Annotated in this window: 21 protein-coding genes; 10 read left to right on the top strand and 11 right to left on the bottom strand. The window is 37.0% G+C overall.

From position 1 onward, the window contains the following. Nucleotides 1-115 precede the first annotated feature (115 nt). The 3 genes from rpe to trpS are packed head-to-tail and all read left to right on the top strand — an operon-like array spanning nt 116 to nt 2,494. The gene (gene rpe / locus H592_RS0111970) at nt 116-787 is read left to right on the top strand and encodes a ribulose-phosphate 3-epimerase (protein WP_028868971.1); all 672 of its coding nucleotides are present in this window, start codon (nt 116-118) and stop codon (nt 785-787) included. A 12-nt stretch (nt 788-799) separates the two neighbouring features. Then, nucleotides 800-1,471 carry a phosphoglycolate phosphatase gene (locus tag H592_RS0111965; protein WP_028868970.1) on the top strand — a complete coding sequence of 224 codons (672 nt, stop codon included), beginning with the start codon at nt 800-802 and terminating at the stop codon, nt 1,469-1,471. A gap of 21 nt (nt 1,472-1,492) precedes the next feature. Further along, on the top strand, nt 1,493-2,494 hold the full coding sequence (gene trpS / locus H592_RS0111960) for a tryptophan--tRNA ligase (protein ID WP_028868969.1): 1,002 nt from the start codon (nt 1,493-1,495) through the stop codon (nt 2,492-2,494). An 89-nt stretch (nt 2,495-2,583) separates the two neighbouring features. On the opposite strand, the gene gloA is transcribed toward trpS, so the two are convergent. From gloA to plsY, 3 genes are all read right to left on the bottom strand, one after another. Beyond that, nucleotides 2,584-3,000 (bottom strand): lactoylglutathione lyase, encoded by a 417-nt coding sequence (gloA, locus tag H592_RS0111955; RefSeq protein WP_028868968.1) that lies wholly within the window; start codon nt 2,998-3,000, stop codon nt 2,584-2,586. Nucleotides 3,001-3,085: 85 nt separating this feature from the next. Then, nucleotides 3,086-3,505: a c-type cytochrome gene (locus tag H592_RS0111950; RefSeq protein WP_409077621.1), complete on the bottom strand. Its 420-nt coding sequence runs from the start codon at nt 3,503-3,505 to the stop codon at nt 3,086-3,088. A gap of 113 nt (nt 3,506-3,618) precedes the next feature. Then, nucleotides 3,619-4,215 (bottom strand): glycerol-3-phosphate 1-O-acyltransferase PlsY, encoded by a 597-nt coding sequence (plsY, locus tag H592_RS0111945; protein WP_028868966.1) that lies wholly within the window; start codon nt 4,213-4,215, stop codon nt 3,619-3,621. 169 nt (nt 4,216-4,384) lie between these two features. On the opposite strand from plsY, the gene folB reads away from it, so the two are divergent. Genes folB through H592_RS0111930 form a run of 3 tightly spaced genes read left to right on the top strand, consistent with a single transcriptional unit; the run spans nt 4,385 to nt 6,058 of the window. After that, on the top strand, nt 4,385-4,738 hold the full coding sequence (gene folB / locus H592_RS0111940; protein ID WP_028868965.1) for a dihydroneopterin aldolase: 354 nt from the start codon (nt 4,385-4,387) through the stop codon (nt 4,736-4,738). Continuing rightward, nucleotides 4,738-5,223, top strand: coding sequence for a 2-amino-4-hydroxy-6-hydroxymethyldihydropteridine diphosphokinase (gene folK, locus H592_RS0111935; RefSeq protein ID WP_028868964.1), 486 nt, complete (start codon nt 4,738-4,740; stop codon nt 5,221-5,223). The genes folB and folK overlap by 1 nt, the downstream gene beginning before the upstream one ends. A 37-nt stretch (nt 5,224-5,260) precedes the next feature. Next, complete coding sequence (locus H592_RS0111930) at nt 5,261-6,058, top strand: undecaprenyl-diphosphate phosphatase (protein WP_028868963.1); 798 nt, start codon at nt 5,261-5,263, stop codon at nt 6,056-6,058. Between the two features lie 89 nt (nt 6,059-6,147). Here the strand turns inward: H592_RS0111930 and H592_RS0111925 are convergent, their stop codons facing one another. After that, complete coding sequence (locus H592_RS0111925; RefSeq protein WP_028868962.1) at nt 6,148-7,377, bottom strand: multifunctional CCA addition/repair protein; 1,230 nt, start codon at nt 7,375-7,377, stop codon at nt 6,148-6,150. A 254-nt stretch (nt 7,378-7,631) separates the two neighbouring features. Between H592_RS0111925 and H592_RS24805 the strand changes: the two genes are divergently transcribed. Together H592_RS24805 and H592_RS0111915 are read left to right on the top strand one after the other, a co-directional pair. Continuing rightward, nucleotides 7,632-9,347, top strand: coding sequence for an ExeA family protein (locus H592_RS24805; RefSeq protein ID WP_028868961.1), 1,716 nt, complete (start codon nt 7,632-7,634; stop codon nt 9,345-9,347). Nucleotides 9,348-9,354: 7 nt separating this feature from the next. Next, on the top strand, nt 9,355-10,146 hold the full coding sequence (locus tag H592_RS0111915; protein ID WP_028868960.1) for a general secretion pathway protein GspB: 792 nt from the start codon (nt 9,355-9,357) through the stop codon (nt 10,144-10,146). Between the two features lie 208 nt (nt 10,147-10,354). On the opposite strand, the gene H592_RS0111910 is transcribed toward H592_RS0111915, so the two are convergent. The 3 genes from H592_RS0111910 to H592_RS0111900 form a co-directional block, all read right to left on the bottom strand. Beyond that, nucleotides 10,355-10,954, bottom strand: a complete 600-nt coding sequence (locus H592_RS0111910; protein ID WP_028868959.1) for a TIGR04211 family SH3 domain-containing protein — start codon at nt 10,952-10,954, stop codon at nt 10,355-10,357. A gap of 122 nt (nt 10,955-11,076) precedes the next feature. Continuing rightward, nucleotides 11,077-12,342, bottom strand: coding sequence for an inorganic phosphate transporter (locus H592_RS0111905; RefSeq protein WP_028868958.1), 1,266 nt, complete (start codon nt 12,340-12,342; stop codon nt 11,077-11,079). A gap of 15 nt (nt 12,343-12,357) precedes the next feature. Beyond that, nucleotides 12,358-13,038, bottom strand: coding sequence for a TIGR00153 family protein (locus H592_RS0111900; protein ID WP_028868957.1), 681 nt, complete (start codon nt 13,036-13,038; stop codon nt 12,358-12,360). 179 nt (nt 13,039-13,217) lie between these two features. Between H592_RS0111900 and H592_RS0111895 the strand changes: the two genes are divergently transcribed. Beyond that, entirely contained in the window at nt 13,218-14,729 is a 1,512-nt protein-coding gene (locus tag H592_RS0111895; RefSeq protein WP_028868956.1) for a CYTH and CHAD domain-containing protein, read from the top strand. Between the two features lie 316 nt (nt 14,730-15,045). Then, nucleotides 15,046-16,191 carry a methyl-accepting chemotaxis protein gene (locus tag H592_RS0111890; protein WP_028868955.1) on the top strand — a complete coding sequence of 382 codons (1,146 nt, stop codon included), beginning with the start codon at nt 15,046-15,048 and terminating at the stop codon, nt 16,189-16,191. Between the two features lie 171 nt (nt 16,192-16,362). On the opposite strand, the gene H592_RS0111885 is transcribed toward H592_RS0111890, so the two are convergent. The 4 genes from H592_RS0111885 to H592_RS0111870 form a co-directional block, all read right to left on the bottom strand. Continuing rightward, complete coding sequence (locus H592_RS0111885) at nt 16,363-16,704, bottom strand: hypothetical protein (protein WP_028868954.1); 342 nt, start codon at nt 16,702-16,704, stop codon at nt 16,363-16,365. Between the two features lie 2 nt (nt 16,705-16,706). Further along, the gene (locus H592_RS0111880; RefSeq protein ID WP_028868953.1) at nt 16,707-17,345 is read right to left on the bottom strand and encodes a hypothetical protein; all 639 of its coding nucleotides are present in this window, start codon (nt 17,343-17,345) and stop codon (nt 16,707-16,709) included. Nucleotides 17,346-17,465: 120 nt separating this feature from the next. Next, complete coding sequence (locus H592_RS0111875) at nt 17,466-18,149, bottom strand: PspA/IM30 family protein (RefSeq protein ID WP_028868952.1); 684 nt, start codon at nt 18,147-18,149, stop codon at nt 17,466-17,468. Nucleotides 18,150-18,162: 13 nt separating this feature from the next. Continuing rightward, nucleotides 18,163-18,576, bottom strand: a complete 414-nt coding sequence (locus tag H592_RS0111870) for a YjfI family protein (protein WP_028868951.1) — start codon at nt 18,574-18,576, stop codon at nt 18,163-18,165. Nucleotides 18,577-18,890 lie beyond the last annotated feature (314 nt).

Here is an 18,890-nt window from a genome sequence, read left to right as displayed (position 1 = left end):
TCAAAAATAACTTATTTAGTCGCCACATCACAAATAAAAATTAGTGTGTTAGAGCCGCCTTAGGTAGAATAATGCACTCATTATTTAGCTCATTTCTATTTAGGGAAGCACTACCATGACTGATTATTTAATTGCACCTTCAATTTTATCTGCAGATTTTGCGCGTTTAGGTGATGACGTTCAAAAAGTACTTGATGATGGTGCAGATGTTGTGCATTTTGACGTAATGGATAACCATTACGTACCCAACTTAACGATCGGTCCGATGGTATGTAAAGCACTACGTGACTATGGTATTACTGCACCCATTGATGTTCACCTAATGGTTGAACCAGTAGACAGCATGATTGTTCAGTTTGCAGAAGCAGGTGCCTCTATTATCACTTTCCACCCTGAAGCATCAAAACATGTTGATCGCTCATTACAATTAATTAAAGACCATGGTTGTAAAGCGGGTTTAGTGTTAAATCCTGCGACTTCACTAGAACAATTAACCCATGTTATAGATAAGTTAGATGTTGTTCTTCTAATGTCAGTAAACCCTGGTTTTGGTGGGCAATCATTTATTCCTCATACACTTGAAAAATTACGCCAAGTAAGAAAATTGATCGATCAAAGTGGCCGTGATATTCGCTTACAGGTAGATGGCGGCGTTAAAACTGACAATATTAAAGAGATCGCAGAAGCGGGCGCTGATATGTTTGTTGCCGGTTCAGCTATTTTTAACCAGCCTGATTATAAAGCAGTGATTGACGAAATGCGTGAGCAATTAGCACAAGCAAAATAGTGAAATATTATTATGCCTAAATTAACTGATATTAAACTAATTTGTTTTGATCTTGATGGCACACTCGTGAACAGTGTGCCGGATTTGCGTTTAGCATTAAATGCGATGCTAGATGACTTGGTTTTGCCTCATGTTAATGATCTATTGGTTAAAACCTGGGTTGGTGATGGTATTCCTAAAATGGTCGAGCGTAGCTTGCTACATGTACTGGGTAAAGCAAGCTCTGAAGCTGAATTAACTCACGCAGTCTCTATATTTGAAGGGTATTACCAGCAATTTTTAAATACCGAATCTGGATTATACCCTGCGGTTAGAAGTACTTTATTTTCACTCCAAGATAAAGGCTACAAAATTGCGTTAATCACCAACAAGGCGGAGCAATTTTTACCGAAATTACTGGCTTATTTTGGTATTAATCGTTGCTTTGATTTACTACTGGGTGGTGATACCTTGAGTAAAAATAAACCTGATCCAATGCAAGTAAATCATGCCTGTGAATATTTTAATGTCGCATTATCTCAAGCGGTGATGGTGGGTGATTCGCGTAATGATATTTTAGCTGGGCAAAATGCAAAGATAAAAACAATCGCACTAACTTACGGTTATAACTATGGTGAGCCCATCGCAGATATTAACCCTGATTATATTATTAATCATTTCGATGAATTATTAACATTACTATAAAAGTAATGAAGGAAATTAAAGATGACTAAACCAGTTGTATTAAGTGGCTGTCAGCCTTCAGGTGGCTTAACTATTGGCAACTATATGGGCGCCCTACGTCAATGGGTTGCTATGCAAGAGACGCATGATTGCTTATTTTGTCTTGTTGATTTGCATGCCATCACTGTACGTCAAGATCCTAAAGCATTGCGTAGTGCTATCTATGATGGATTAGCAATGTATCAAGCAGTGGGTATTGATCCACAAAAAAGCACTATGTTTATTCAGTCACAAGTGCCAGAGCATGCAGAGCTTGCATGGATTTTGAACTGCTATACACAAATGGGTGAATTGAATCGTATGACGCAATTCAAAGAAAAATCACAGCGAAATGTTAGTAATATTACTGCCGGATTATTCTCCTATCCAGTATTAATGGCTGCGGATATTCTTTTATATGGTCCACAAAGTGTACCTGTAGGCAGTGATCAAAAACAACATCTTGAGCTTGCACGGGATATTGCTTCACGTTTTAATAATGCTTATGGCGATACGTTTGTTGTGCCTGAACCTGCGATTCCAGAGCATGGTGCGCGCATTATGAGTTTACAAGAACCGACCAAAAAAATGTCTAAGTCCGATGACAATGAGAAGAACTTTATTGCATTATTAGAAGATCCGAAGAAGATCATGAAAAAAATAAAAAGTGCAGCGACAGACTCTGATGACAAAGCGCGTATTTATTTTGATACAGTTGAAAAACCTGGCGTGTCTAACCTATTGACCTTACTTTCATGCTCTACGGGTAAAAGCATCGAAAGCTTGATCCCAGAGTATGAAGATAAAATGTATGGGCATTTAAAATCTGATACCGCAGATGCTGTTGTGACATTACTTGAGCCAATTCAATCACGTTTTAAAGCATTACGTGCAGATGAGCAGGCATTACAAGCAATGGCAAGAGTAGGCGCTGAAAAGGCACGTCAACGTGCTGCAGAAACACTTGCAAAAGTTTATGACAAAGTGGGTTTCTTACCAAAATAAGTCGCTAATGTTTGTCTCTTGATTGCTAATGATTATAAAAGGCTGATTTGAATCAGCCTTTTTGCTTTCAGTTGTTCAGCAGTAGCAACTTAAAGTGAGGGGTGACCTAAGCCTTTACCTGCATCCTTTTTATTGATCAGTTCAATCATATAACCGTCTGGGTCTTTTACGAATGCAATCACTGTGGTGCCGCCTTTTACTGGGCCCGGCTCACGAGTGATCACACCGCCTAAACTTTTTATTTTTTCACAAGTTTGGTAAATATCATCAGTTTCGATTGCAATATGTCCGTAAGCATTGCCTAAGTCATAGCTCTCTGTTCCCCAGTTGTAAGTTAGCTCTATCACCGTTGTATTAAGCTCATCACCGTAACCTAAAAAAGCAAGAGTATATTTATACTCAGCATTTTCGGATTGACGTAATAGTTTCATATCTAATACTTGTTGATAGAAATCCAATGACTTTTGTAAATCACCTACACGTAACATAGTGTGTAATAAACGCATAATCTATTTCCTTTTCATAAAATAAAAACAAAAAAAGCGAATATCAATTCGCTTTTTTTATTGAAAGAGCAGTTTAATTAGTTGATTAATATAAATCTTTAATTAAAAACTTAACCGTTGAAGCGATTTCATCATCGCTACAGTCGCTACAAGTACCTCGAGCTGGCATAGCATTAAATCCTTGTATTGCATGGGTAATTAAAGTTTCTTCACCCTGTGCAACACGAGGCTGCCACGCATCTGCATTACCTTTGATAGGTGCGCCAGCGGCTCCAGTAGCATGACATGCTACACAATATGTATTGTAAATTTTCTCACCTGATCGAGGACCTGCTGGTTCACTTGAATCGTTACCTGCACTTGCAGTTTCAATTTCACCATCAATATAAACATCACCAATCGGGGCGATACGATTCGCAATCGCTTCTTCAGATAGATCTTGTGTAAAGCTTGGTGCACTAAATAGGCTTAATGAAAGCGCAATAAATAGGCTAAGACGTTTAATAAGGATCACGTGAACTCCTGTAAATGTTAATAAAAACTAATATTCAAGTTAGCTTGTTGTTAAAGTATTAATTATAACGAGATTGCCATTAACTACCAATCTCTTTATGGATATTATTGTTTCCAGTTCACTATTTTCTTTTCTTTACCTGTCAGTAGCCTTCTAATATTACTGATATGACTCACAATAATTAAACACGATAACATTAGAACAGGTAATGTGAACTCTGGTTTAATATAATTGACAAAGACTGGAGCAGCAATAGCAGTAATGATTGCTGCCAATGAAGCGTAGCCACTCATAGCAATGACTGATAACCAAGTAATTAAAGTTAATCCAGTCATGTCCATACCTAAGGGTAATAATATGCCTAATCCTGTTGCAACCCCTTTTCCCCCTTTAAAATCAAAATAAGCTGGAAAAATATGCCCTAAACAAGTCGCAATACCAATAAAACCAATAGCAAAAGGTGGGATACCAAGGTAATAAGCAAAATAAACAGGGAAAGCACCTTTTAAAAGATCGAAAATAAACACTAAACTGGCTGCTTGCGCACTGTGAAGGCGAAGGATGTTAGTTGCACCAGGATTTTTGGAGCCTTGTGAGCGAGGATCTGGCCAACCTTTTATTTTACATAATAAAATTGCGCCATTTAGCCCGCCAATAAAATAAGCAGATATGCTAAAAATAAGTGTAGCCAGTATAATCATGGTACTTATTTAATCCCAATCAGGTAAAATGTGGCGCATCATAATAGATATCAAGATAAAAATTTGACCATCTTATTATAATATTCAATATAACGTGTCGAGTTTACGCGTTAAGCACTACAAAAAAAAGTATCAGCGACTAAAAAATAGACACATCATGGGGTTTAAAATGGATATTGTTTTTATTAAGCAGCTACAAGTGATTAGTACAATTGGCGTGTATGGCTGGGAAAAATCGGTTCAACAAAAATTGTATTTTGATTTAGAAATGGCTTTCGATAATCGCCCAGCTGCCGACAGCGATGATATTAATCTAGCCCTAAATTATTTTAGTGTCTCAGAGTGCGTTAATAAGTTTGCCCAGCAAAATCAGTTTGAATTAATTGAAACAATGGCTGAGCGTGTTGCAGCCTTGATTATGCAAGAGTTTTCGGTGCCATGGATTAAATTAACGTTACATAAACCTGGCGCATTAGCGAATGCACAAAGTTTAGGTGTGCAAATAGAGCGTGGCAGTAAGTAATGGCGCATATTTTTATTGGTATCGGTTCAAGTATCGATCGTGATGAAAATATTCGTCAAGGTGTCTTGCTGTTGAAAACACACTTTCCAGATCTTCAGTTATCTCGAGTATTTGAAAGTGAAGCCGTTGGCTTTGACGGTGGTAATTTTTATAATTTAGTCGCTGAATTTAATAGTGAGTTATCTGTCCAAGCGGTAATTGCGATATTAAAAGCAATAGAAATACAGTTAGGGCGGCCACTAAAAGCGATTAAATATGCACCAAGAACCTTAGATTTAGACTTATTATTATATGATCAAAAGGTTGACGCGAGTTATGATCTTCCGCGGGCTGAAATTACTAAAAATGCATTTGTATTGCAGCCTTTAGCGGAATTAGCCCCAACTTTACAGCATCCTATATTAGCGATTAGTTATCAACAACTTTGGGCAGAGTACCCTAAACATACGCAAAAATTATGGGAAGTAGTTAGACCTATTTTCTAACAATAAAGCCATTACTATTTTATTAAACGAGAACACAATGAGTACTTTAGAAGTTGTAGTATTAGCCTTGATACAAGGTTTAACTGAGTTTTTACCTATTTCTAGCTCAGCCCACTTAATTTTACCGTCGGTATTATTTGGCTGGCAAGACCAAGGCTTAGCCTTTGATTTAGTATTAAATATAGGCACCTTAGCGGCTGTTCTTATTTATTTTTACCGTGAAGTGGTCAATATGTCTGTTGCTTGGGTTGATTCAGTTAAGAATAAAAATCATAGTCAAGACAGTAAATTGGCATGGTGGATTATTCTCGCTACTATTCCTGCTGCTGCGATTGGTTTTTTTGGCAAAGATTATGTTGAATTGTATTTACGTAGTGGTTATGTGATTGCAGTGACGACCATCTTATTTGGTTTATTATTATGGTGGGCGGATAGCAAAGCAAAACAAGTAAAAACAGAGTATCAAACGGGATTAAAAGGGGCTATTTTCTTAGGTTTTGCACAAGCATTAGCGCTTATTCCTGGGACGTCTCGCTCAGGTATTACGATAACGGCCGCTTTAATGCTTGGTTTAACACGTAATGCTGCAGCACGTTTTTCCTTTTTAATGTCAATTCCAATTATTGCTATGGCATCAGGCTATGACTTATTAAAGTTTATTTTATCGGACGAGTATGTTGATTGGCCGTCGTTATTGTTAGGCGCAGGTGTTTCATTTATCAGTGCTATTTTATGCATTCATGTTTTCTTAATACTACTGAATAAGGTCGGTATGCTGCCTTTTGTTATCTATCGTTTATTATTAGGCGCCGCTTTATTTTATGTATTAGCGTGATTTTTAATAAAGGTCGATTTTTGCTCACTGTTTACTTTTACTAAACCCTGACTAAAGAGAGCGTTATCTGCTTCTTTAGTCAGGTTTACTTAACGTGAATGCTGCTCTTTGAATGCTTGCACTTTCTGAATACGCTGTTCATTTAGTTTGTGTCTGATTTCCACACCTTGAAAACCTGCTTTGATAATCGCTTGGATATCAACCTTTAAAGCTTGTTGAAATGCTTGCCACATATAATCGGCTGTTGGATAAGGTAATAACTCAAAACCGGTACGTCCTTTTGAGTCTGCGACACAACATTGCAACATTTGTTGGAAGCGTTCAGGTTTACGCCATGCATCACATTTATCCATGATCCCCACCATGGTGCTTGCTCTTAATTCAAAAGCACTGTGGATATTAGTATGGTGTTCGCTAACTAACAGTGCTAAATCTCGACAATCATTAGGTATCTTTAAGCGCTTACAGAACTTTTTAATCACTGATAACCCTTTCATTCCGTGGCCTTTATGGCTTGGCCATTCACTCTCAGGAGTTAATGCTTTGCCTAAATCATGTACTAAACAAGCAAACCGAAAGGCGACAGAATCAGAGAGTAAAGCCGCTTGCTCCACCACCATTAAGGTATGAATTCCGGTATCTATCTCTGGGTGCCAGCGTTTAGGGGCGGGTACACCATATAAGTTATCAACTTCGGGGAATAGTGCCGCTAAAGCACCACAATCTCGTAACACTTGAAAATATGTTTGTGGGCTATCGGTTTGTAAGGCTTTTTCTGTTTCAGTCCAAATTCGCTCTGGGCTTAAGCTCTGTAGCTCACCACTTTTAGCAATATTAGCCATTAGTTGCTGTGTTTCTTCTGCGATGCTAAAACCAAGTTTAGCGAAACGTGCTGCGAAGCGAGCTACCCGTAAAACTCTTAAGGGATCTTCACTAAATGCAGGGCTGATATGACGTAATGTTTTCCTCTCTAAATCTTGTTGGCCACCATAGGGGTCAATTAATTTTTGATCTGCAGATTGAGCTATTGCATTGATGGTGAGATCGCGTCGTGCGAGATCATCTTCTAAACTGACATCTTGACCCGCGTAGCAGCTAAAACCTGTATAACCAATCCCTTGCTTGCGCTCTGTTCTTGCCAGTGCATATTCTTCTCCTGTTTTAGGATGTAAAAATACTGGGAAGTCTTTGCCTACTTGATTGAAGCCCTGTGTTAGCATGTGCTCTGGGGTACTATTAATTACCACGAAGTCACGGTCTTTAACTTCGAGCCCTAATAGTTGATCTCTAACTGCGCCGCCAACTAAAAATACACGCATAGTTTCCCCCTTAATGAATTATTTGGTTATTATACTGAAACTATCTGAAGATGCAGAAACTTGTCATTGTGTTTCTAAAATAATAGCAGGTATCTCGCTGAATATTAGTTATAACTCTTGTTAAGCTTGAGTAATGTCGAAGTAGTAATTGGTTTCTAAAATGTTTCACCAATAAATCGTTTATGATATTCATTAAGGCAAGCTGGTTCTCTGATCCTGATCCAATAGGCTCAACACATTGTTTAAGGTTTAAAATGTATCAAGAATTTTTTTCGTTAAAAGAACAACCATTTTCAATTTCTCCCGATCCCGACTTTTTATTTTTAAGTGATCGCCATAAAGAAGCTCTTGCACACTTAATGTATGGCTTACAGGGCAATGGTGGTTTTGTTTTATTAACAGGAGAAGTCGGTACAGGTAAAACTACTGTATGCCGAGCACTGTTAGAGGATATGCCAGCAGAAACGGATATCGCTTTCATACTGAACCCAGCACAAACAGAAGTTGAGTTATTAGCGACTATTTGTGATCAACTCAATATTGAATATGAACAGAGTAGAGCGAGTTTAAAAACTTTATTTGATGCGATCAGTGGTTGGATGTTGAACAATTTAGAGAAAGGACGTAGTGCAATTGTGCTAATTGATGAAGCGCAACATTTAAGTTTTTCAGTGCTAGAGCAATTAAGGTTGTTAACTAATATTGAGTCCAACAATAAAAAACCATTACAAGTTATTTTGATTGGACAGACGGAGCTACAACAAAAACTTAAAGAAAATAAATTACGCCAATTGGCACAACGTATTACTGCACGTTATCATTTATTGCCACTGACTTTGCAAGAAAGTGAATATTATATACAACATCGCCTCAACGTAGCGGGGGCAAGCTATCCTATTTTTGAAACTCGATTATTAAAGCGTATATTTAAATATAGCCGAGGTATCCCACGTTTAATTAATCTTATTTGCGATCGAAGTATGCTCTGTGCATATAGCCAAAGTTCGCCTAAAGTAACGGCTAAAATGATCGATTTAGCGGTAAAAGAAATTGATTTGAGTCTAGACGATGGTCATGCAACTGAATCCGTTAAGCTGTTTTGGCGGTTTGTTTTATTATTACTGTTAACGGGGTTCACAGTCTGGCAAGCACCCAAAATATATCACCATTTTAATCAACCTCAACAAGCCATTGAAACTCTTAGGGAGTTTAGTTTTTCTGACTCATCTGCATCGGTCTCTACATCAATACAAGTAGCAGAAGTTAAAGCAGAACAGCTGCAAACAGAATCAGAAGTTAATGACGTGAGTCTTTTGCCTTCTACAATGACAGAAAGTATAAACTCAGAAAGTGATATTTATACCTGGTTCGATAGTTATCCTGAATTAGACTTAAGCCAGGGTTACTTTGCAAACGCGCTGCAAACCTTATATGCAGTTTGGGGTTATCAAGTTGATTTGGCGGATGCAACCTGTGAACAGGGGGAGGTTGCTTCATTGTTATGTTTTTCTGATAATACTTCGTTACAAAAACTACAGCAGTTAAATTATCCTGCGGTGGTTAAGCTGGCTAGCGATCAAGATGTTGTATATGCAGTGCTTTATAAAACCCAGCAGCAAGGTAAAGCGCAATATGAAGTGTTAATAGGTAAGCAAAAAATATCTGTATCCGAAGAGTGGTTAGAAGAGTATTGGAATGGCGGCCTGACTTTATTATGGCGAACTCCCTTTGATATTAGTAAGCCTCTAAAATTCGGTGAAAAAAGCCAGCGAGTTGTATGGTTAAGCACACAATTAAATAACTTGTATGGTCTGAAAACGACTAATAAACAACGCTTTGATTGGAAGCTCAAGGAACAAGTAATTGAATTTCAAAATGATAATGGGTTAGTTGCTGACGGCATTGTAGGGCGACGTACCTTGATGTTCTTAGTGCAACAAACAGAACCTAATATTCCATCGTTGTTATAGGATCGTTATGTCTACGATATTAAAAGCTTTAGAAAAAAATAAGCATCATCCAGAGACGCTATTGATAGATAAATCAACAGATAAAAATTGGAAATTAGTCGTGGCAGCCGCTTTATTGATAATCGTGTTGTTATTAGTGCTGGTTTTGTATTTATTATTTAAACCAGTAGAGAGTGTGACAGCAAATACTAATCGTGTAACCATCACCGCAAGCCCTACACAAACATCTAGCGTTCAAGTGGTACCTGTTATATCACAACAGCCCAAATGGGTAAGAGAGCCTATTCATGAGGTTAGTGAAATTGATTTCAAAACTAAACCTTTACCCAAATTACAGAAAAAAGCGCTAGTTACGAGTACACAAACTTTTATATCTGCAGAAAAAAACACACAGAATGATAAATTAGAACTTACCACAACAAAAAGTGATGAAGTTGAAAATAGTCTTGCGCTAGCCGATGTGCCCAGTGATTTACAGCAACGTTTCGCGTTAGCTGTTGAACTTGAGCAAGGCCAACAATCAGTGCCGAGCCAAGTTGTTAATGATCAACCAGTTGTAGAATCTGACATTACAAAAATGCCTGCACAATTCCAATATCAAGTCCCTGTGATGAGCTATGACTCTCATGTTTATTCAACTAAAGCTAGTGATCGCTGGATCCGTATTAATGGTGTGGATATGCGAGTTGGTGATTATGTTGGAGCGGTTGAATTGGTAGAAATAATGCCTCAACAGAGTGTCTTTCGTTTAGGAAAACAGCGTTTTACTCTAGAGTCATTAAAGGATTGGAAAGGTTAAGTTGATTTCTTTGTCGTGCGCAGTATTGGTCACCTAATAAATAAAGTAGGTATAAAAAATCAAAAAGAGTTTGAGAAGCATTGTAGTAACGTTTAAATACTAACTTTTTACAGTCGTTAGCTTTTATTATATGGCTTGTTAGGCGCAACACGCTTACTCTTTGAACCTTTAAGAGTAAGCGCGATTATTACTAGCTATCGATTGCCAATTACCAGTTATCAGTGCGTTTTTTACGGCGTGGTAAAAAGGGAATAATTAAGCCAATTAATAAACCAAAGAATAAAACACTACCGCCGTACATTAACCATTCCATCTTAATGCGTTCATCTTTAGTCGATTGTAATAAATCTAACTCCATATTACGTTCTTCTAAATCAGCAATGGTATCGCGTAATGCTCTTTTTTCACTATCAAGCTGAGCGATTAAACTATCTTTATCGATAATAGCTTGCTCACTTTCTGTTAATGCTTGTTTATTATCATCGTTAATGGTTTTTAACTTGTCTTGGCTTTCTTGATATTTCTTTTGTAGCTCAGGTAATAAGGATTTTGCTGGTGGTTGCTCTTGAATCTCACCTGATTTTACCCAACCGACTTTGCCAGTCGGAGATTTGACTTGCATGAATTTTGTTTTGCTATTGTATTTTAAAGTACTGACAGCTGTGCCGACTTCGATCGTACCGATAATGCGGTACTCAAGACTAGGACCTGAATGCATATAAATTGAAAGATTATCACTGACATATTGTGTGGCTGCAAAACTGCTTGAAGAGAACAGCAAACATAAGAAAAACTTAATTGATTTCAAAAGAAATACCTTTTTAGCAAATAAATTGAGTGGTCATTCTAAAAGTTATTAAAGCTCAGTAAAAGTAAAAAGAGAACCTAAGCTCTCTTTTTTCGATCAATACATGACTTAATGAGCGTTTATTAAGAAAAAACACTCTTTAAGATGTAGAAAAATACAATTGATAAACCGGCGCCGATAGGCAATGTCACTATCCAAGAGATAACAATATTACGCACAACACCTAAGTTTAATGCAGCGATACCACGTGCCATGCCTACACCCAATACAGCACCAACTAAAGTTTGCGTAGTAGAAATAGGTAAACCGGTACCCGATGCAATTACAACCGTTGAGGCAGCGGCTAATTCTGCGGCAAAACCTCGGCTAGGTGTTAAATGTGTAATACCATTACCTATGGTCGCCATCACACGTTTACCAAAGATAGCAAGGCCTAATACAATACCAATACCACCTAGTGGTAAAATCCACCATGCAAGCTCTGCTTTTGCTGCAATTTGACCATTATGCTCAACGATACTGACAACCGCTGCAAGTGGTCCAATAGCATTTGCAACATCATTTGAGCCATGTGCAAATGCCATTGCACATGCCGTTACAATCATTAATACAGCAAATATTTTTTCAACATTCGCAAAGTGCATATGTTTGTCAGCTTGTGGATCAATTTTAACGCGATTAATAAAGAATTTACCTGTTATTGCCACAAGCAAACCAATGATCACCGCAGAAGCGATGGCTTCCATGGTACTAACATGTAAGCCCACATGTTTAAGGCCCTTAGTTATCGTCACTAATGACAAGATAAAACCAGCTAAAAACATATAAAAAGGTACAAAGCGTTTTGCATTAGCAATAGGATCTTTGGTATTAAAGATTAGCTTTTGCGAACTCATAAAAATGAAATAAGCAATAATCCCTGAAATTAGCGGTGTGATTATCCAACTACCGATAATACCGACTACTTTACTCCAAGTGACACTATCAACACCGACACCAACAGCAGAGAAACCAACGATAGCACCAACGATAGAATGCGTTGTTGATACTGGCCAGCCGAAGTAAGAGGCTATAATTAGCCATAAGCCTGCGGCTAATAGTGCTGCAGTCATACCAAATACGAGCAACTCGGGTTGGTCAATAAAGTAAGCGACATCAATAATCCCTTTACGGATCGTAGAGGTTACTTCTCCACCTGCTAAGTAAGCACCAGCAAATTCAAAAATCATTGCAATGATAATTGCTTGTTTAATGGTTAGTGCTTTTGAACCAACAGAGGTTCCCATTGCATTAGCAACATCATTTGCACCGATGCCCCAAGCCATTAAAAAGCCTACTGCACCAGCAAATATAACTAACATGCTGCCGTATGTGTTTAAAATTTCCATAAAAAGTCCTTAGAGCTACGATCTAGCTAGAATAAGTTCTAACTGGGTGCCGATTAATTCTGAGTGATCGGCTAGACTACCTACCCATTCGAGAATCTTATACAAAAACATGACATCTACAGGTTTGTAATTATCTTCAATGGCTAATAAGTTACGACGAAGTTTGATTTGCAATGAGTCTGTATCATCTTCAATCGTTTCAAGTACTTCTATCATTTTAGTAACGATATCTACTTCACGACCTTTAAAGCCCGTTTCAAGCAATTCATCTAGCTCATTAATTGCATTTTTTGCTTGCTGTATAGCATCTAGGCTGCGTTGTACATAAGCCATAAAATCAACGAAGATTTCATTAGGGATTTGTAATTGACGCCCAAAAGTACGCCCAGCAATGTCTTTTGCTGTATTAGCAATTTTATCTTGGCGATTAACTAGCTCTAATAAATCAGCGCGGTCAATAGGCATAAACAAACCTTTTGGCAGCGTTAAGCGTAATTCACGTTTTAGCTCATCGGCTTGTTTCTCATATTGAGATATTTGCTTTCTCACAACTTCTGCTTCTACCCAATCATTTTTTGAACATGCTTCAAAAAATGGAAGTAGCAATTCGCTACAAGTCGCAACTTTGTCCATGTGTAATTGGATCGGTTTGATTGGAGATTTTGCAAACACTCCAAATATCGAATTAACTGGCATGATTCACCTTAATTTTTGATGGTTTGGTAACCACATAATGATCAAATAGAACATCTAATATGCGGCGCATGTTAACTTTCTTTTGCACACAATAGAACATCAATTTAGTATAATTGAGGAAATTTTACGATTAAAAATGATCTTGGTTATTAAATGAAGGGCTATTTTAGGTATAAATTATGGAAACAGAGATAGAAATTAAGTTCTTTTTTAATGCGCATTTTGCCGATGAACTATTGGCTAAAATAAGCCAATACAAAGTTATTTCTCATAAAAACCAAATGCTATATAACGTTTATTTTGAGACTCCTCTGCGTGCGCTAAGAACCATGGATATGGGATTAAGAGTACGTCGAATTGATGACCAATGTACGCAAACGATTAAAACCTCTGGTCGAGTGATAGGGGGCTTGCATCAACGACCTGAATACAATGAACCGATAGAAGGGTTGCAACCAGAACTGTCCCGATTTAACAGTAAAATTTGGCCAGAAGATTGTAATATAAATCAATTACAATCACAGTTATCTCCTTTATTTAGTACTGATTTCAATCGTTTACATTGGTTGTTGGAAATGCCTGATGGGACATTAATTGAAGTCGCTTATGATTGTGGGAAAATTATTGCTACGCAAGGCGAAGCTGATATTTGTGAAATTGAATTAGAATTAGTGAAAGGTGATGAATCTAAATTATTTGTTTTAGCACAAGATATTGCCTCATTACCGCAAGTACGTTTAGGTAATGTAAGTAAAGCTCAGCGTGGATATATGCTCACAGAAGGAGCTGATTTTGTCGTTAAACCAATCGACTTTTCTACTTTAAATCATGATATGAATTTACAAGAAGCGATGTCAGTAAATTTTCAACATGGTTTAAAACATTTGCAGTATCATGAAAATTGCTACCTTGAAGGAGGTGATTTTAGCGCCTTAGTGGAGTTGCAAAAAAGTATTATGTTTTTACATCAAAATATTCATCTTTTTAAGGAAGCTGGCGTCTCTTTTGTCGGTTGTGCTTGGATTGAAGACCTACAATGGCTTGCTAGAAGCTTTTCATGGGTAGATGAACGTTTAGTTTTTAGAAATTTATTAGAGAATAAAGCTTACTATATTCGAAAATTACCGAGATTAAAGCAATTACAGAAAAAACTACGTTTAGCTGATCAGGCGCTTCCAAGCGAAGAAGATATTTTTAATATGTTGCACAGTTCTCGCTATTGCCACTTTGTTTTAGGGTTAACGGAATGGTTAATTCAGCTTGAAAAAACACCACAAACTGACGAGCAGCCAGTATCATTACTCTCTTTTTCTGATACTGCATTAACCGAGGGATGGTCTAAATTAAAAATAGCATTATCTTCTGAACCCTTACTAAGTATTGACAAACTACTCGCACACCAAGGGTTGCTAGCGGCAAACTTAATGACAGGGTTTAGCTTTGGTAATTTATTTAGCACGGAACGAATTGCTGAGTATTGTTATCCATGGTTAGATATTTATCAGGGAATTCATGAGTTATCGATGCTTGATACTATATATGAAGTAGCTCTTGATGAAGAAAGTAGCGAAACGAAAAATGAATATCTCAAGTGGGTTAAGCGTAAGCAATATTCTTTATTAAGTGCGATTGAACAATCTAAACAACGTGCACTATTAAATGAAATGTATTGGATTGACCCTGATAATTAACCCAAGTTCAAGGTAACTTGAACGACCCCATTATTACTTCCTTTATTTTTTAGGTTAACTGATTGAAGCTATAAATAGTTATTGCTTCAATCAGTGCTTCCAAAACCCATGTCTTTTTTGTATGAAATAAATACAATTTTTTCTGTTTATATTTCAATGATGCACAATAAGAAGCCAAGGTTAGATAAATAATAATAAATGTGCTTTTTTAACTATAATTGAGTAGATTTTGAAAATATTTCAACTAATATTTTTCGATTACAATTGATAGATTACTATCCCTCTTCCTTTTTCTTTTATTAAATCGAGTTAATATATGGCACAAGTACAGTTAAATAGCTTAGAAAAAAAATTAGTTAATACGTCTTCTTTGACCAAAGGTATTATTCTATTTTTCCTCGGAGCATTGTTTATATTAGTTATTAATCAGTTTTTTGTGGTTAATTTAGTGGCTACCTTTATTGTTGTCTTTTTATTAGTTTTAGTCGTGGTATGGCAACATTACTGTAACCATAAGCAACTCGCAGTTTTGCAACAATATCTTCAAGACCCTAGTACCTCAAAACCAGAACAATTAGAAGGGGCTTTCTCTCAGCTTTATTTCGTTGCAAATAGCCAGATTGAAGAGGCTACAAAGTATAGTGAAAGCGCAGCTGGTACCTTGACTCAATTGCATGAAGTGACTGAACAATTTGGTGCATGCATGGAAGTTATCAATGAATCCGTGGCTGAAGAGTTTGAGCAAATAGAGTTACTAGCGACGGCAATGAATCAAATGACTACTGCCGTAAAAGAAGTAGAGGGTAATGCAGAAAGTGCCTCAACTTCTACCTTGGAAGCTACAAATGTCGCTGAAGAAGGTCGCAGTGCTGTTGATGCTACGATCACTTCCATTAATTCATTGTCTAAAAATATCGATGATTCAGCAATTGCCGTTAATAACGTAGAAAGTAAAGTTGAGAGTATTGGAAGTGTGGTTGACACTATCCGCAGTATATCTGACCAAACCAACTTATTAGCCTTAAATGCAGCAATTGAAGCTGCACGCGCCGGTGAATATGGACGTGGTTTTGCGGTGGTTGCTGATGAAGTTCGAAGCCTTGCCAAACGAACACAAGATGCGACGGTTGAAATTCAAGCAATGATCGAACAGTTACAAAAGAGTGCACAACAAGCTGTTGGTTTAATGGATAGTAGCGTTAAAGAAGCTGAAATTGGGGTGAAAGAAGTGACTAAAGCGGGTATTAAACTTTCTGACATCGTTGGTAAAGTAAATCATATTTCTGAGCTAAATTATCAAATAGCTTCTGCTGCTAAGGATCAGGCAACAGTTGCTGAAGAAATCAATAATAGCTTGGTGCAAGTGAAAGAAACAGTAGAAGGTTCTGTGGTTGTATTGAAAGAAGTGACTGATATGACTGAAGAAATCTATGGTTATACGGTGCTTTTAACCAAAGTTTAATATTACTAAACACTATATAGGACTATTTTTAGGCTGAGATGTTTGTTGCACAAAGTTACTGGTTATAAACCTATAACCAGTTGTATTGCTAACAAGTGCAGTTGCTCTGTAGTCATGTACCCTTTACCATTCAAGGAGCTAAAGCCTTTTGATTGGTAAAGAGTATTGTATTTATTTTTCTTTAAAATATTCACTGTTAGAAGCAAATTTAGTTAACTCTTCGATCACACATTTTTTAATATCTAATTGGTTTTCGGCTGAAATATTATAGCGTTGCCCCAGTTGCATATAATCTTCTGTACTTAAGCTAACTGTTAAACGTGGGCGTTTAGGCTTTTTGTGTGTGGTTAATTCTAATAAGTCTCTGATCTTTTCTGAAGGGCTGATCCCTTCATCTAATGCGCTACGGCGAATGCTATATTGCAGCTTGCTATCCATATCGAAAGCTATTTGTACTGCTTTGACAACTTTTGCTGATTGCTGCCATTTTTTAGGTAATTCACCATTTGGCATGTTTATTCTCCTTTGATCCATAATTCTGCAATATCACTTGCAGGGCGCAAGCTTGATAAATATACATCGGTATCACCATTCTCAAAAATAAAGATTTCTATCTTACGTAAACCTTCATTACCTTCTAGTGAATAATATTCAAATTCTTGGCCATGTTCCTGATCAGTATATTGTGGTGGTTTACTGTCCCGATAATCGGCTCGATGAATGTAACCAGATGTTGAAAAGTCTTGTTGAATATATTCCGCGGCTAACATATCTGCATAAGCGTGTTGTTTGGCTGTCGGTGTTAAACGGGCGTGACCAGGGGCTTCAAAAATTTCAGAAAAAGCATCCATATCAAATAAAGCTTCTACTTCAGCACGTGTCAATAATAGGCTGCACTGCATAAGGTTTTTAGGGAAACTCAGATAAACCAATTTTTGATCACTACCTTGCGCAATCAATTGTACATAATGCTGATGTTTAAATTCAATGGTAATGACGTCGTTAACTTGTAGCTGTTGTTTACGCATTACTTCAGGTAATGCAAAACTATCACCGAAACAAAAAATATCACCCATTAACAGCTGATCAGGTTGATTCAAAGCTCGTGTTGGTGTCGTTGCTTGTTTACTAAATAACGATTTTAAAAAACGCATAAATATCCTTTAGCAAATATGTGATGGTAAGCGTTAGGTAGATGCAAAAAAACACGACTGCCTAAGCAAGTCGTGCTTTATTGTTATAGTAACTGTATTAGTGATGTTTCAAAATATAATTTATTTATTTTTTAATCGATCTAATACTGATTGCGCACTATTTTGTTGAGCGCCAATGCCAGCATCTTGCAGTTTATTTTTTAATGATTGGTCCGTGTTCTCAGAGGCTAATTGCTCTGCTGCCTGCAGCTTATCATCAAACATTGCTTGTTTTTGTTTGATTCGTTCTAGCGAATCTTTGGCATTTAATAATTTAGAGTTGCTTGCAGTAAAGTTATCTGAAATTGCAGACGTCGCTTTTTGTACACTCTCAGTGGTTTTTACCATGGTTAACTGGCGTTTATATTCAGTTAATTTGCGCTCACTCTTTTTAATCAATTCTTTTAAGCGATCAATACTATTTAAGAAACTTTCATTTGCTTGTTGTTGATCTGCTGCATTACTTTCAAGTTCCGCTATTTTTTCAGCGACTTCAATCGCTAACGGTTCATTGCCTTGGTTTAGCGCTTGCATTGCGTAACCTTCATGCTCTTTGATGCTGGCTTGTAATTGCGCTAATTCGCGAGCTGTTTGCATTTGTTTAGCCATCACAGTAGTCAAATCACGTTTGGCAATAGTGATATGTTTTTCTGAATCACGAATTTCTTGAGCAAAAATTCTAGTCGAGTTAGCATCTACAATTGCTTCACCAGCTTCAGTTGCACCACCACGTACAGCAGTGATTATTTTTCTAAATATGTTCATTTTAAACTCCGAATTAATTTAAGTAGCTATCCATTTCACTGATCACTTCAAGGCTGTTATCGCTTAGTGTGACCAATTCAAGCTCTATATCTTCTAAGCTTGAGTTGATTGATAGCGCGCCAAAGACAACATACTTGTCTTCGACTTTAGCAAAAGAAGAAAGCGGCATAGGAATGTTCATTTCTAACATTGCTTCCATCATATTTGCTCTAAGTTCTGATTTAATTTCATCTTCACCCCATAAATAGGCAATACATAAAATTTGGTTATCACTGATAGAAACAAAAATAGGGATCTCTTCGCGGTCAATAATCTCTACTTGTAGTACATCTATTTCACCATTGATTGGCGTACAGTCAAAATTGAAGCCCGTTTCGGTATCGTCTGCTAATTTATTTAAATGGGTAGCAATAGTATGAATATTCATCGTGTTCCTTAACCGTTTTGACATTAAATGTCATGTGAGTATTAATTTAGTAGCCAAGCCATTATATGTCAATGGATTTCTGCGTTTATTTTCGTCGTTTTACTTAACTCGGTGTGAATGCTGTTATTAAAGTCTACTCGTTGTCACTATCTTAGTCAGCTAATTATCTATGTTAAATCGTTGCTAGTGTGATAATAATGGCGCTTTAAAAGCACTTTTCAATGACTATCATTGTAAAAATGTAGAGTAGGTTTGTCATGGTGAGCTTTAGGGCTGATTATTGCGTCATTAGTAATATTTTATTCTGTGCGTAG

The sequence above is a fragment of the Psychromonas arctica DSM 14288 genome (assembly GCF_000482725.1).
GTDB lineage: Bacteria > Pseudomonadota > Gammaproteobacteria > Enterobacterales > Psychromonadaceae > Psychromonas > Psychromonas arctica.
Note: the sequence above shows the minus strand (reverse complement) of the source record. Positions and strands in the feature narration are given on the sequence as shown.